Here is a 15,284-nt window from a genome sequence, read left to right as displayed (position 1 = left end):
GGTTAAAAAACCTTAAAAACTGTTTTAATCCACAATTATTTCCTTAAGATGGAATAATTGGGTTTGGAGAATGCAATGACAAAACAAATAAAGCAGCCAATTAAATATGGCAAGAATGATGTTGAAATTATATCCAAGCGTAAATTATTTAACGGTTTTTTTCAAATGGTTGAATATCAATTTCGACATCGTCTTTTCGCGGGCGGATGGAGTAAAGAAATTCGCCGTGAAGTTTTTGAACGTGGTCACGCAGGTGTGGTTTTACCCTATGACCCGAAAACGAATAGTGTTGTTTTAATTGAACAAATTCGGTTACCTGCGATCGAAACTAGCGAAACACCTTGGCTGCTTGAAGCAGTTGCTGGAATGATTGAGCCAAACGAATCGCCCGAAGAGGTTATTCGTCGTGAAGCCGTTGAGGAAGCTGGGCTTATTATTGGTCGTACTGAAAAAGCAGTAAGTTATCTTTCTAGCCCGGGTGGTACGACTGAACGTATGCATGTATTTATCGGTGAAGTCGATAGCAGCCAAGCGAAAGGGGTGCATGGGCTAGCGTCAGAAAATGAAGATATTTGTGTGCATGTGGTTAGCCGAGAACAAGCTTATCAATGGGTTGAAGATGGCACAATTGATAATGCAGCAACCGTTATTGCTATTCAGTGGTTACAGCTCAACCAGCAAAAACTTTATGAAAAGTGGATGAAACAGTTTTAAATAACGATTAATCTGGTGAAGTGTGTGCTGATTATCAGAAAGTTAGAAAGTAAAGTTTTAAGATAGTTATAAGTGTGTTTAGCTTTTATATAGTTATAAGTGTGTTTAGCTTTTATATAGTTATAAGTGTGTTTAGCTTTTATATAGTTTTAATGAATAGATTAGGTACTAAATAATATTTAAGGAAAGGAATACTTTTGGACAGCCAGCTTGAAGTGACTGCGAAGAACTCTAAAATTGTGAGAATTTTACAGGTTACTGATACGCATCTTTTTGCTAATACAGAAAATACGCTTTTAGGGGTAAATACTTACCGTAGCTATCAGGCGGTACTTGATGCTATCACAGAGCAAAATCTTCCAATTGATTTAATTGTTGCGACAGGGGATCTGGTTCAAGACCAATCACCACAAGCTTATCAGCATTTTGCGGATGGTATTGCGCGTATTCCTGCCCCTTGTGTATGGCTTCCTGGTAATCATGATTACCCACCTGCTATGGTAGAAACACTGCGAGTTGCTGGGATTTCAAGTGCTAAACAAATTTTAATTGGCGATGAATGGCAAATTCTGATGCTTGATAGCCAACTTCAAGATGTACCTCATGGTGAGCTTTCTGAACAACAATTGGAATGGATGAAAGCCAGCTTAGATGCTGAACCTGAACGTACCACATTGATTATGCTGCATCACCATCCTCTAGCTTCGGGTTGTACTTGGCTTGATCAGCACAGTTTGAGAAATTCACATATTTTAGCTGACTACTTAAAAAACTACCCAAATGTTAAAGCGATGCTATGTGGCCATATTCACCAAGAAATGGATGAAAACTGGCACGGGATTCGGTTATTAGCTACGCCTTCTACTTGCGTACAATTTAAACCTCACTGTACTAATTTTGCCCTTGATACTGTCGCGCCGGGTTGGCGATATTTAGAATTAAGCATTAATGAGCAAAGTCAAAGGCATATTACAACCCACGTTCACCGTTTAGACACAAGAGAGTTTAGCCCTGACCTTGACTCTGACGGTTATTAATTCGCTTATGTCTACTCTACTTTATATTCATGGTTTTAATAGCTCACCTCAATCCGCTAAAGCTAATAACTTAAAGCAATGGATTGACGAGAATTATCCACATATTAATATGCTTGTACCGCAATTGCCGAACTACCCTCAGCAAGCTCAAGCGATGTTGGATGATATTATCCAACAGCATCAGTATGAAAAAATGGGGCTAGTTGGGTCTTCACTAGGCGGTTATTTTTCGATTTGGTTTTCAGAGCGTTATCAGCTCCCAGCTGTCGTTGTAAACCCTGCAGTGCGTCCTTTTGATTTACTGCAAGATTACTTAGGCGACAATACAAACCCATATACTCATGAACAATATGTGTTGGAAGAAAAGCATATCCATGAGCTAAAATCCTTATACATTGAAAGACTCGCATCTCCTCATCTTATCTGGCTATTACAGCAAATGGGCGATGAAGTACTTGATTATCGAGAGGCAGTTGCCTATCTTTCAAAGTGCAAACAAACTGTGGAACCTGACGGTAATCATGCCTTTATTGGTTTTGAAGCTTACTTTTCTCAAATTGTTGATTTCCTTCAATTGGCAGAGAAATAGTGTCAAAACGTATGAACACTGTTATTATCAACAGTAACTCACTGATTGAATAGTTCAATTAATCACCTATTACCGCAGAATGACAACATGACTCAATCTAGTTATAACGCAGAGGCCATTGAAGTCCTCAGTGGTTTAGAGCCTGTTCGCCGTCGTCCGGGGATGTATACCGACACCAGTCGACCGAACCATCTGGCTCAAGAAGTAATTGATAATAGCGTCGATGAAGCGCTTGCGGGGCACGCGAGCCACATCGAAGTTATTTTACATGCCGATCAATCCCTTGAAGTAATCGACGATGGGCGCGGTATGCCTGTCGATATCCACCCTGAAATGAAAGTGTCAGCTGTTGAGCTGATTCTAGGGCAATTACATGCAGGGGGAAAATTCTCCAATAAAAACTACCAATTCTCAGGTGGTTTGCATGGTGTCGGGATTTCTGTCGTCAATGCGTTATCAAAACGTATTGAAGTTACTGTTCGTCGTGATAGCCAAGTGTATCAAATTGCTTTTGAGAACGGCGACAAGGTTGAAGATTTGCATGTAATAGGGACTTGTGGCAAACGTAACACAGGTACTAGCGTGCATTTTTGGCCAGATGGCAGCTATTTTGATAGTCCAAAGTTTTCAGTAACTCGTTTAACTCATAACTTAAAAGCTAAAGCCGTTTTATGCCCTGGCGTGAAAATCACGTTTAAGGATAAGCTCAACAATACAGAGCAAAGCTGGTGCTACAGTGACGGGTTGACCGATTACCTAATGGAGTCAATTGACGGCCTTGAAGCGTTACCGCCAAAACCGTTTACAGGCGAATTTTCCGGGGAAACTGAAGCCGCACAATGGGCGTTGCTCTGGTTGCCTGAAGGCGGGGAATTACTAACAGAAAGTTATGTCAACCTTATCCCAACAGCGCTAGGTGGGACCCATGTTAATGGTTTACGCCAAGGGTTGCTTGATGCAATGCGTGAGTTTTGTGAATTCCGTAATATATTGCCTCGTGGTGTTAAGCTCTCCGCTGATGACATTTGGGAGCGCTGCACTTATGTGCTTTCCGTTAAAATGCAAGACCCACAATTTGCAGGGCAAACGAAAGAACGTCTGTCTTCGCGTCAATGTGCTGCGTTTGTTTCGGGTGTGGTAAAAGATGCTTTCAGTTTATGGCTTAACCAGAACGTGCAAGTGGCTGAACAACTCGCAGAAATGGCAATTTCTAGCGCGCAACGTCGAATGCGTGCAGCGAAAAAAGTGGTGCGTAAAAAACTCACCAGTGGCCCTGCATTACCGGGTAAATTAGCCGATTGTAGCTCCCAAGACCTGAGTATGACGGAATTGTTCCTTGTAGAAGGGGACTCCGCGGGAGGGTCTGCAAAACAAGCTCGTGACCGCGAATATCAAGCTATCATGCCGTTGCGCGGTAAAATCCTCAATACATGGGAAGTGTCTTCTGATGAAGTTTTAGCTTCCCAAGAGGTACATGACATCTCTGTTGCTATTGGGATAGACCCCGATAGCGAAGACCTTAGCCAATTGCGCTATGGGAAAATTTGTATCCTTGCGGATGCGGACTCCGATGGCTTACACATTGCTACACTGCTATGTGCATTATTTGTCCGTCATTTCCCAACATTAGTAAAAGCAGGGCATGTCTATATGGCAATGCCACCGTTATATCGTATCGATTTAGGTAAAGAAACGTTTTACGCCCTTGATGAAAGCGAAAAAAATGCTGTGCTTGAACGTCTTAGCCGCAAGCGCGGTAAACCCAATGTTCAACGTTTTAAAGGGTTGGGTGAAATGAACCCACTGCAATTACGTGAAACGACATTAGATCCAAATACTCGTCGTCTTGTACAGCTAATTATCGATGATGAAAACTACCAAGAAACACTTGCTGTCATGGATATGCTTCTTGCTAAAAAACGCTCTGAAGATCGCCGTAATTGGCTGCAAGAAAAAGGCGATATGGCTGAAATTGATGTCTAATATTCGAATTGCGATGAGAAAGGAACGAATTGAATGAGTGAAATTACTCATGATGGTGTAGAGCGTTTACCGCTGCATGCCTTCACTGAAAATGCCTATCTGAACTATTCGATGTACGTCATCATGGATAGGGCATTACCATTTATTGGCGATGGGCTTAAACCTGTTCAGCGCCGTATTGTGTATGCGATGTCAGAACTTGGCTTAAGCAACACTGCGAAATACAAAAAGTCCGCCAGAACGGTGGGCGATGTTCTCGGTAAATATCACCCACATGGTGATAGCGCTTGTTATGAAGCGATGGTGTTGATGGCGCAGCCATTTTCTTACCGCTACCCGCTGGTGGATGGCCAAGGGAACTGGGGGGCACCCGATGACCCTAAATCATTCGCAGCAATGCGTTATACAGAATCACGTTTATCAAAATATGCTGAAATTTTACTCAGCGAACTTGGCCATGGCACAGTTGATTGGGTACCAAACTTTGATGGTACGCTAAACGAGCCAAAAATGTTGCCGGCACGTTTACCGAATATTCTGCTAAACGGTACAACGGGAATTGCGGTTGGGATGGCGACAGATATTCCACCCCATAACGCCCGAGAAGTGGCTCAAGCGTTGGTTGCTTTACTGGATAAACCGACACTAAATCTTGATGACATCATGGCATTTGTACCGGGGCCTGATTATCCAACTGAAGCAGAAATTATTTCTTCCCGTGATGATATCCGTAAAATTTATCAAAATGGGCGCGGTTCTGTACGCATGCGTGCTGTGTGGGAAAAAGAAGATGGTAATGCGGTTATCACGGCTCTACCTCATCAAGTTTCTGGGGCGAAAGTCTTAGAACAAATTGCCAGCCAAATGCGTGCGAAAAAATTGCCGATGGTTGAAGATTTACGTGATGAATCAAACCACGAAAACCCAACTCGTTTAGTGATTGTTCCGCGCAGTAATCGTGTTGATCTTGAACAAGTCATGACACACTTATTTGCGACAACAGATTTAGAGCGTAGTTACCGTGTTAACCTAAATATGATTGGTTTAGATAACCGACCAGCGGTAAAAGGGCTTGTTGAGATCTTAAATGAGTGGATTGCTTACCGTCGTCAAACCGTACGTAATCGCTTAAATCATCGGTTAGAAAAAGTATTAAGACGTTTACATATTTTAGATGGTTTATTAATTGCCTATCTGAATATTGATGAAGTCATTGAAATTATTCGTACAGAAGATGAACCGAAAGCGGTTTTAATGTCACGTTTTAATATCAGTGATACCCAAGCTGAAGCTATTTTAGAGCTAAAATTACGCCATTTAGCCAAGCTTGAAGAAATGAAGATTCGTGGCGAGCAAGATGAGTTGGCTAAAGAACGCGATGATTTACAAGCGATTCTCGGGTCTGAAAGACGTTTAAATACGTTGATTAAAAAAGAGATTCAATCTGACGCCAAAGATTACGGTGATGACCGTCGCTCCCCGTTGCATGAGCGGGAAGAAGCGAAAGCAATGAGCGAGCATGAAATTTTACCGTCAGAACCGATTACCGTTGTGCTTTCTGATATGGGATGGGTGCGTAGTGCTAAAGGGCATGATATCGAACCGACTAACCTAAATTATAAAGCAGGAGATGGTTTTAAAAGAGCAGCACGAGGTAAGTCAAACCAAGCGGCGGTGTTCCTTGATACGACAGGGCGCAGCTATTCTGTGGACCCACTGGAATTACCTTCAGCGCGTAGTCAAGGTGAGCCTCTAACGGGTAAATTAACTCTGCCTCCAGGTGCGACCATTGAGCATGTATTAATGGCGCCTGACGAACAGAAATATTTAATGGCTTCTGATGCAGGTTACGGTTTTATTTGTACCTTTAATGATTTAGTCACTAAAAATAAAACAGGTAAGGCCTTAATCTCCTTACCTGAAAATGCCAAAGTATTAGCACCAATTGAACTGCATAATGAGCAGGAAGATTTGCTATTGGCAATTACCAAGGCAGGGCGTATGTTGATATTCCCTGTAGCGGATTTACCTCAACTTTCAAAAGGTAAAGGTAATAAAATTATCAATATTGCTGGCGCGCAAGCGGCAACGGGTGATGATTTATTGACTTGGTTGATGATCTTGCCTGTGGGGGCATCAATGACCTTGCATTTTGGTAAGCGGAAACTGAAATTTAAAGCAGAAGATTTGCAAAAATACCGTTCAGAACGTGGCCGTAAAGGGACGTCATTACCGCGTGGAATGCACAATATTGAGCGTATTGATATTGAGCCAGTAGATACTGAATAATTAACAAAAACAAACCTTATAAATCTTGTTGAGTATGAAGTTCAAAAGGTTTATAAGCAGACAATATTCATCATGGGGCTGCGAAGCCCCTTACAATTTGGGGTTAGTATGTTAGCGCTGATTAGAGCGATCATTGTCATTATCTACACTATTTTTGTGTGCATAGGCGGCGGTATTTACTGCTTGTTTAGCCCACGCAACCCAAAACACGTAATGACATTTGGCCATATGTTTGGGCGGTTATCCGTCGTGTTTGGGATTAAGGTTATTAATCGTGTACCTGAGAAAGCCAAAAGTTATGGCCCAAGTATTTATATAGGGAATCACCAAAACAATTACGACATGGTGACTATGTCAAATGGGGTATTACCGAGAACAGTTACAGTCGGTAAAAAAAGCTTGGTTTACATTCCATTTTTTGGTTTTCTGTATTGGATCACCGGTAATATTTTGATTGACCGTGCGAATCGTTCTAAGGCGCATAATACGATCACGCAAGTCGCAGACCAGATCAAAAAACGTAAAATATCCGTATGGATGTTCCCTGAAGGAACGCGTAGTCGCGGTCGTGGTTTATTGCCATTTAAAACAGGGGCATTTCATGCGGCTATTGCAGCAGGGGTACCTATTGTGCCTGTTTGCGTTTCGAGCACACAAGGTAAAATTAAGCTAAACCGTTGGAATAACGGTAGCGTAATTATTGAAATGTTAGACCCTATTGATACATCACTTTATACCCGTGAGCAAGTGAGGGAATTATCGGAACATTGCCATGCTTTAATGGAAGCAAAAATTAAAGAACTCGATCTTGAGGTTGAAGAGATGGCAAAACAGGGTAAATAGCCTAACCGATTGAATTTATTTTAATAATAGGCAATATGTGAATATTGCCTATTATTTTAGATTGAACATAGCATAAACTGTCTTTATTGTTATCGACTGCCTGACTTTCCTTTTCTAATTACTTACCCTTACTATTTATAATCTTATTAATTAAATTTTAATGTATTGGATAGATATTTTTAGAATTTAGCCTTTTTTCGCGATATCATGGCTCACAAATTATTGCGGTCTTAAATTGTTGTATCTAAGTAGTTATATTGCTAGCGCCAACCTAAAATTAGCCATATCATTGGCTGAATATTTATAATATCAAATAATAAAATGCGCTGGAATTTTGTTTAGCGGAGAATTTATGTCATTCAATCGATGCCAAACCCTAATAGCGGCAGGGATGGCTCTATGTTTGTCCTATGCGCCTATTTATGCAAATGCAGAAGGGGCAACAGCTTTACCTGTACCACCGTTATTAGAATCACGGTCTGGACAGCCATTATTTTTAACATTACAAAAAATTCATTGGTCTTTTGATGGAAAATATTCAGCCGATATTTGGGGAGTTAATGGTTCTTCTCCTGGCCCGACTGTCAAAGTAAAAAATGGCGATGATATTAAGCTTATTTATAGTAATCGCTTACCTGAAGCCGTTTCGATGACTATCAGTGGCTTGCAAATACCAGGAACACAAATAGGTGGAGCCGCACGGTTAATTTCACCTAATGCGGACTGGTCTCCGGTGATCCCGATACGCCAAAATGCAGCTACGCTCTGGTATCATGCGAATACTCAAGGGAAAATGGGCGAACAAGTCTACAATGGTTTATTAGGGATGTGGATCATTGAAGATGATGTGACGAAAAACCTGCGTTTACCGAAACACTATGGTGTTGATGATTTTCCGGTCATTATTCAAGATAAGCGCTTAGATAATTTTGGCGTTCCAGAATACAAAGCGGATGAAAATGGTTTTTTAGGCGATACATTACTGGTTAACGGCGTGCAAAATCCATACATTGAAGTTTCTCGAGGATGGGTGCGCTTACGGTTATTAAATGCGTCGAACTCCCGTAATTATGTAATGAAAATTAGTGATGGCCGCCCATTTTCGTTGATTGCATCTGACCAAGGTTTACTAACTGTCCCTGTGAGTGTTCAAGAACTACCGTTAGCGCCGGGTGAACGACGCGAAGTCTTGATTGATATGGCTAAAACGCAAGAGTTAACTATCACGGCAGGTGAGTCGGCGACCTTTATGGACCGCTTAAAGGGGTTATTCGAGCCATCGAATAATTTAATTTCAACTAATGTGCTAACTATCAAAGCGACAGGGTTAATGTCATTAGTAACAGACGGCTTACCGACACAATTAGTTGAAGATAAAACGCAAGTCACATCCAGTATTACACAACGCAATATTCACCTTAATGATGGTTTTGGTATTAACAATGCGACCATTGATACAAATAGGGTCGATTTCTCAAGTCTCCAAGGTAATTGGGAGCGTTGGGTTGTGACGACGAATGAACCGCAAGCGTTTCATATTGAAGGTGTGCGTTTTAAGGTTTTAAACCGTAATGGTAAACCAACTCCACCAGAAGACTATGGCTGGAAAGATACGGTATGGGTTGATGGTCGCGTTGAATTATTAGTGGAAATGATGCAGCCATCCTATAACCACTTTCCTTTTTTATTCTATAGTCAAAACTTGGAAAAAGCGGATTTAGGTTCAGTGGGGCAGTTGGTTGTTGCACCGCAAGACACAATGCAATAATTCGTATTACAACAATATTGAATATTTAAAAAGCAGGCATTTAGCCTGCTTTTTTGATGGGAGCTAATAAGGCTAGCTTAGCGCCACTCGAACACCAAAGGCGATTAATACCACTCCGAGAACCTTATCAACATAGGTTTGTACTTTTGCTAGGCCTTTTCTGACAGGGGCACTTTGGATCAAAAAGACTAATATTGGCCAGTAAATGACAGCTAAGCCCCAAATAATAAAGGCAAACCATAATTTTTCACCGACGGTAGAATTAACATCTAATACTTGAGTGAAGACGGCTAAAAAGAATAGCGTGGCTTTTGGGTTTAATACATTGCAGAGGAAACCTTGCATAAAGGCTTTCTTGAATGAAACAATTTCGTGTTTACTGGTCGTAAGATCAACGCTATGGCCGGATTGCGGAAGTAAGCTTTTGACACCGATCCAAATTAAATAGGCCGCACCTGCGTATTTTAAGATATTAAACAGCCAAGGTGTGGTGGTAATTAAAACAGCTAGGCCCGCAACGCAGTAGGACATATGCAACGCGATAGCGACTATCACACCACATGCAGACATTAATGCCGCAGAGCGTTGATAGCGAGCTGAGTTTTTGACAATTAAAAAGAAGTCAGGCCCTGGAGAAAGCATACCGAGTGCCGCGATGGTCGCAACCATAATACTCGTTTCGTACATTTTTGATCTCTTTTCCCGTTCAATGTTGGTAAATAAAAATGACCGACTAAATACTCGTATTTAGGCTAATATCAGAGGGTTCATTTTGTTTTTTCATGTTATTTTTAGTCGTAAGTTTATCAATTTGAGTATAAGTGATTCAAACCTGTTTAAGGAAGCTTAAATTTAGTCGACGAAACAATTCTCTTTCCGTATAGTGTGCTCAATTTTTATATCTTGTTTCTAAGGTGAATAGATGAATATTAGCTTAATCGCAGCAATGGCGATCGATCAGGTTATCGGCATGGAAAAAGCGATGCCTTGGAATTTGCCGGGGGATCTAGCGTGGTTCAAACGAAATACGTTAAATAAACCGGTTATCATGGGGCGTGTGACCTATGAATCTATTGGGCGCCCATTACCACAACGTGTAAATATTGTATTAAGCAGTGTTCCTGGCACTGATTCTGATGTGATTTGGGTAACGTCAATTGAAGAAGCGTTAGCCGCGGCACAAGCAATTGAAAATGTTGATGAAGTGATGGTGATTGGCGGTGGTAAAGTTTATCAACAATTTTTACCATTAGCGAATAAACTCTATTTGACTCATGTTGATGCCGAAGTTATTGGTGATACCCATTTTCCAACTTATGAGCCTGATGAATGGGATTCTATTTTTACGGAATACCATGAAGCTGATGAAAACAATACCCATGGTTATTGTTTTGAGATCCTAACCAAAAGAGCTTAATTTTTGGTTTGATCACAAAATGGCGCTTAATTGCGCCATTTTGCTATAACTTACAGTTGATCATATAAAAAGTTATTCTTTGCGGCGTTTTTGATATGACTTTTGGCGGTGATACTGCTTGGTTTCCCAATGGAATAGCGTCAAGTCTCCTCCCCAGCAGCACCCAGTATCTAAAGCATAGACGTTATCGGGGGTACATTTTCCTTCGAGCGATGCCCAGTGACCAAAAAATACCGAGTAATCATCAGGAATTTGGCTTGGTAGATCGAACCACGGTTTTAGTGGGGCAGGTGCCTTTTTGGGGTTTTCCTTGCAAATCATATCTAATTGCCCGTTCGGAAAACAGTAGCGCAGACGTGTTAAGGCATTGGTACTAAAACGCAAGCGTGCTAGCCCCATTAGGCTTTCAGACCAGTTATTTGGCATATCACCATACATGGAGTCGATAAATAGTGGATATGCATCACTGGAAAGCACTGCTTCAACTTCTCTTGCACACATGCGTGCTGTTTTGATATCCCATTGCGGTGTCATACCGGCATGGGTCATCAAGATCTTTTTTTCTTCATCAATTTGTAATAAAGGTTGGCGACGTAACCAATTGATCAGTTCGTCAAGATCAGGGGCATGTAATAACTCATCGAGGTGATCTTTGGGTTTATTGCGACTGATCTTACAGTAAATTCCCAACAGATGGAGATCATGGTTACCAAGCACTAGACGTACGGCTGAGCCAAGGCTTTTTACATAGCGTAAAACTTGCAGTGATTCAGCTCCGCGAGCAACGAGATCGCCTGTTAACCATAATGTGTCTTTGGTTGGATCAAAATGAACACTTTCCATCAAGTCACGGAGTTCACGATAGCAACCGTGAATATCACCTACTAAATATGTCGACATAATTAATTAATCAGTGTTGGGATGGCAAGACGAAAAGCAGGGATATCAACGTGGAAACTGTCCCCTTGCGTACTTATCATCACATAATAACCTTCCATCGTACCCATTGGTGTTTCAAGGATTGCGCCACTGGTATAACGATATTCTTTTCCTGGCTGAATAAGGGGTTGTTCACCCACTACTCCTTCACCTTGAACTTCGGTTTTATGGCCATCACTGTTAGTAATGAGCCAATAACGGCTCATTAATTGGATAGGTTCCCGCCCTAAATTACGAATGCAGATTGTGTAAGCAAACACATATCTCGCAATATCGGGTTGAGATTGGCTTTCTATATAGACACTCTGAACTTGGATGCTAACATTCGGCTCATTAAGCATAGTGCCTCCTTCAACAGACTATTCTGAACGGTTAGAGAGATAGTTTGCCATTTTACAATATTGTTCAACAGAAATATTTTCTGCTCGAGTGCTTAAATCAATACCCAGTTCTGTTAACTCTTCAACGCTGAATAAATCCCCAAGACTGTTACGAACAGTTTTACGGCGTTGATTGAAAGCTTGTGTGGTAATGCGACTTAAAAATTTAATGTCTTTTACCGGATATGGGTTTTCACGATGAGGAATCAACCTAACAATGGCAGAATCTACTTTTGGTGCGGGTGTAAATGCAGTCGGCGGTACTTCCAATACAGGCACCACGTTACAGTAATATTGTGCCATGACACTCAAGCGGCCAAAGGCTTTGCTGCCAGGGCCTGCGACCAGACGATTCACCACTTCTTTTTGTAACATGAAGTTCATGTCAGCAATGGAGTTGGTGAATGTGAATAGATGGAACATTAATGGTGTAGAGATATTGTAAGGCAAGTTACCAAAAACGCGCAGGGGTTGACCTGCTTGTTTGGCTAATTCACCAAAATCTACTGTCATTGCATCTTGCTGAATGATAGTTAATTTATCTTTTAGCTGAGGGTGAACGTGTAAGCGTGCTGCAAGGTCACGGTCAAGTTCAACTACAGTCATTTTATCGATTCGGTTACCGACAGGTTCGGTTAAGGCACCTAAGCCGGGACCAATTTCTACAATGGACTGACCCGGCAGCGGGTTCATGGCATCCACGATGCTGTCGATAATAAATTGGTCAGTTAAAAAGTTCTGCCCGAAGCGTTTGCGGGCAAAGTGCCCCTGATGGACTCGATTATTCATGTATTCTTAGATGTCATTTGGATAGCTAACTTTAATGCGGTGATAAAACTTCCCACATCAGCATGACCCGTACCAGCGAGTTCAAGGGCTGTGCCATGGTCGACAGAGGTACGGATAAAAGGCAGGCCGAGAGTAATATTTACTGCTCTGCCAAAACCTTGGTATTTTAACACAGGAAGGCCCTGATCGTGATACATTGCTAACACTGCGTCTGCATGGTCTAAATACTTAGCTTGAAATAGGGTATCTGCAGGCAATGGCCCAATCAAATTAATCCCTTTTGTGCGCAGGTTTTCGAGCGCGGGCTCTATCGTATCAATTTCTTCGGTACCCATGTGCCCGCCTTCTCCTGCATGTGGATTTAAACCACAAACATAGATGGCTGGTTTTTCAATACCAAATTTTGTTTGTAAATCATGGTGTAAAATCGTGATGACTTCATTCAGGCTCTGTTGAGTGATGGCAGCTGACACGTCCTTGAGTGGCAAATGCGTTGTGGCTAATGCAACACGCAGTTCTTCGGTAGCTAGCATCATAACAACGCGTTCACAGCCACTTCTTTCTGCAAAGAATTCAGTGTGGCCGCTAAATGGTACGCCAGCATCATTAATGATGCCTTTATGTACAGGCCCTGTGACTATGGCTGAGAATTCATCCTTTAAACAGCCGTCACAGGCTTTTGCTAAGCTTTCTACGACATATTGGCCATTATCAACGTTAAGTACACCTGCCTTTGCAGCCGTTGCTAAATGAACAGGTAGAACGGATAAACTACCCGCAGGTTGTACTTTAGTGACGGTATTGGGGATATATTCGGTTAATGTCAGTGGCAAATTCAGCGCTTTGGCACGCTGGCGTAACAATTCAGGATCAACACAGGCAACCAGCTCAACAGGCCATTGCTGTTGAGCAAGCTGAATCAGTAGGTCAGGACCAATCCCGGCAGGTTCGCCGGGAGTGATGACAATAGGCTTAATTTGATTTTTCATCTGTAGACTGGCTGTCACGGCCATCAACCATTTTCACATAAGCGGAAGCACGTTGTTCTTGCATCCAGCTCTGTGCTTCTTCATTAAATTTACGGTTGAATAGCAGACGGTACGCTTGGTCTTTTTGTGCCGCATCTGTTTTATCAACGTTACGAGTGTCTTCTAATTGGATTAAGTGCCAACCAAAATTTGATTGAACAGGTTGGCTTAATTCGCCTTTATTCAGTCTCATTAATGCATCACGGAAAGCCGGGTCGTAGACATCAGGCATATTCCAACCTAATTCACCACCTTTTAATGCGCTACCTGGATCCTCAGAATTCTCTTTTGCTGCATCTTCAAATGAAACTTTGCCTGAACGAATTTCCTGAGCAATTTTGGTTAATTTTTGTCTTGCCTGTGCATCATCCATAATTGGTGATGACTTAATTAAGATGTGACGTGCTTTCACTTCTGTGACAGAAATCGGTTGGCTGCCACCACTTACATCATTTACGCGTAAAATATGGTAGCCGACACCGGAACGAATTGGGCCAGCAATATCGCCTTTTTTCGCATTTTTCAGCTGTTCAGCAAAGACAACAGGCAATTCTTGTAGGCGTGACCAACCCATATTACCGCCTTTCAGCGCTTGAGGGTCTGCTGAATAAGCGATAGCTAACTTACCAAAATCTCCGCCTTTTTTCAGTTCAGCTAAAATTTTATTCACTAATGCTTCAGCGTTTTTTAGTTGTTCTTGCGTTGGGTTTTCTGCCAACGGGATCAAGATATGGCTTAGATTAACGCCCATTTCATAATTGGCTTGTGAGCTCATTTGCTCTGCTAGAGAATCAACCTCTTGAGGTAAAATGGTAACGCGGCGGCGAACTTCATTGTTACGCACTTCAGCGATCAGCATCTCTTTACGAATTTCGCTACGATATTGATTCATATTGATGCCATCTGCGGTTAAGCGTTGTTGCATTTGCTGCAGTGTTAAACCGTTTTGACGAGCGATATCAGTAATAGTTGCATCCACGGCTTCATCTGGAATATTGATTTGCATTTGGCTAGCCATTTGCAAAATGATGTTATCCATAACGAGACGCTCGAGGATCTGATGACGCAGAGTTTGATCATCAGGCACTTGTTGACGTGCGTTCTGAGCATTCAGTTTTACTGTGTTGATCATATTCTGGACGTCACTTTCCAGCACAACACCGTTATTGACGACCGCAGCGACTTTATCCATTTGCTGAGGCGCAGCCAAAGCAGTGGAGCTTGCGAACATCAGTCCCAGAATAAGCGTTCTCCAATTCTTCATAATGGTCCTATAAATATTGACTTTGATTCCGCAAAAGCGGGCTAATCTCTTTTTTACTCGTCATACTTCAAGTTGCAGTATTGTTGACTGCGTTCATTCGCACTAGTCACATACTCATGTATGCTCCTAGCGACTCACTTGCTTGTCGCCTAACTGCAACTCGAATTATTTAGAGTAAATACTCGTTATACCTTAAGTTGCAGTATTGTTGACTGCGTTCGTTCGCACTAGTCACATACTTATG

14 protein-coding genes are annotated in these 15,284 nt (G+C 41.9%); 8 read left to right on the top strand and 6 right to left on the bottom strand.

Annotated elements, in window-relative coordinates; genetic code table 11:
- The first annotated feature begins 75 nt into the window (after positions 1-75).
- The 7 genes from nudF (at position 76) to ftsP (ending at position 9,223) form a co-directional block, all read left to right on the top strand.
- Complete coding sequence (gene nudF, locus FVA69_RS16445) at positions 76-714, top strand: ADP-ribose diphosphatase (protein WP_004908597.1); 639 nt, start codon at positions 76-78, stop codon at positions 712-714.
- Positions 715-911: 197 nt separating this feature from the next.
- A complete protein-coding gene (cpdA, locus tag FVA69_RS16440; RefSeq protein WP_109911776.1) occupies positions 912-1,751 on the top strand; it encodes a 3',5'-cyclic-AMP phosphodiesterase in 840 nt (279 codons plus the stop codon).
- Between the two features lie 7 nt (positions 1,752-1,758).
- Complete coding sequence (gene yqiA / locus FVA69_RS16435; protein ID WP_164529110.1) at positions 1,759-2,340, top strand: esterase YqiA; 582 nt, start codon at positions 1,759-1,761, stop codon at positions 2,338-2,340.
- An 87-nt stretch (positions 2,341-2,427) separates the two neighbouring features.
- Positions 2,428-4,323, top strand: a complete 1,896-nt coding sequence (gene parE / locus FVA69_RS16430; RefSeq protein ID WP_004908605.1) for a DNA topoisomerase IV subunit B — start codon at positions 2,428-2,430, stop codon at positions 4,321-4,323.
- Positions 4,324-4,356: 33 nt separating this feature from the next.
- Positions 4,357-6,612 carry a DNA topoisomerase IV subunit A gene (gene parC / locus FVA69_RS16425; RefSeq protein ID WP_164529109.1) on the top strand — a complete coding sequence of 752 codons (2,256 nt, stop codon included), beginning with the start codon at positions 4,357-4,359 and terminating at the stop codon, positions 6,610-6,612.
- Between the two features lie 108 nt (positions 6,613-6,720).
- Positions 6,721-7,455 (top strand): 1-acylglycerol-3-phosphate O-acyltransferase, encoded by a 735-nt coding sequence (locus tag FVA69_RS16420; RefSeq protein WP_004908611.1) that lies wholly within the window; start codon positions 6,721-6,723, stop codon positions 7,453-7,455.
- Positions 7,456-7,807: 352 nt separating this feature from the next.
- Entirely contained in the window at positions 7,808-9,223 is a 1,416-nt protein-coding gene (gene ftsP, locus FVA69_RS16415; RefSeq protein WP_109911778.1) for a cell division protein FtsP, read from the top strand.
- A gap of 72 nt (positions 9,224-9,295) precedes the next feature.
- On the opposite strand, the gene FVA69_RS16410 is transcribed toward ftsP, so the two are convergent.
- A complete protein-coding gene (locus FVA69_RS16410; protein ID WP_004908618.1) occupies positions 9,296-9,910 on the bottom strand; it encodes a LysE family transporter in 615 nt (204 codons plus the stop codon).
- 235 nt (positions 9,911-10,145) lie between these two features.
- Between FVA69_RS16410 and folA the strand changes: the two genes are divergently transcribed.
- Positions 10,146-10,640: a type 3 dihydrofolate reductase gene (gene folA, locus FVA69_RS16405; RefSeq protein WP_004908621.1), complete on the top strand. Its 495-nt coding sequence runs from the start codon at positions 10,146-10,148 to the stop codon at positions 10,638-10,640.
- Between the two features lie 72 nt (positions 10,641-10,712).
- On the opposite strand, the gene apaH is transcribed toward folA, so the two are convergent.
- From apaH to surA, 5 genes are read right to left on the bottom strand one after another with little or no spacing between them, the layout of a single operon-like run.
- Complete coding sequence (apaH, locus tag FVA69_RS16400) at positions 10,713-11,540, bottom strand: bis(5'-nucleosyl)-tetraphosphatase (symmetrical) ApaH (protein ID WP_004908624.1); 828 nt, start codon at positions 11,538-11,540, stop codon at positions 10,713-10,715.
- Between the two features lie 2 nt (positions 11,541-11,542).
- On the bottom strand, positions 11,543-11,920 hold the full coding sequence (gene apaG, locus FVA69_RS16395) for a Co2+/Mg2+ efflux protein ApaG (RefSeq protein WP_004908625.1): 378 nt from the start codon (positions 11,918-11,920) through the stop codon (positions 11,543-11,545).
- Positions 11,921-11,938: 18 nt separating this feature from the next.
- A complete protein-coding gene (rsmA, locus tag FVA69_RS16390) occupies positions 11,939-12,748 on the bottom strand; it encodes a 16S rRNA (adenine(1518)-N(6)/adenine(1519)-N(6))-dimethyltransferase RsmA (RefSeq protein ID WP_164529108.1) in 810 nt (269 codons plus the stop codon).
- Positions 12,745-13,737, bottom strand: a complete 993-nt coding sequence (gene pdxA, locus FVA69_RS16385; protein WP_123382291.1) for a 4-hydroxythreonine-4-phosphate dehydrogenase PdxA — start codon at positions 13,735-13,737, stop codon at positions 12,745-12,747. Before pdxA ends, rsmA begins: the two co-directional genes overlap by 4 nt.
- Positions 13,721-15,040 (bottom strand): peptidylprolyl isomerase SurA, encoded by a 1,320-nt coding sequence (gene surA, locus FVA69_RS16380; RefSeq protein ID WP_042851532.1) that lies wholly within the window; start codon positions 15,038-15,040, stop codon positions 13,721-13,723. Before surA ends, pdxA begins: the two co-directional genes overlap by 17 nt.
- Between the last annotated feature and the right edge of the window lie 244 nt (positions 15,041-15,284).

Origin of the sequence: Providencia sp. PROV004, assembly GCF_011045615.1 — a bacterium.
Taxonomy (GTDB): domain Bacteria; phylum Pseudomonadota; class Gammaproteobacteria; order Enterobacterales; family Enterobacteriaceae; genus Providencia; species Providencia rettgeri.
This window is presented reverse-complemented; position numbering and strand designations above follow the sequence as displayed.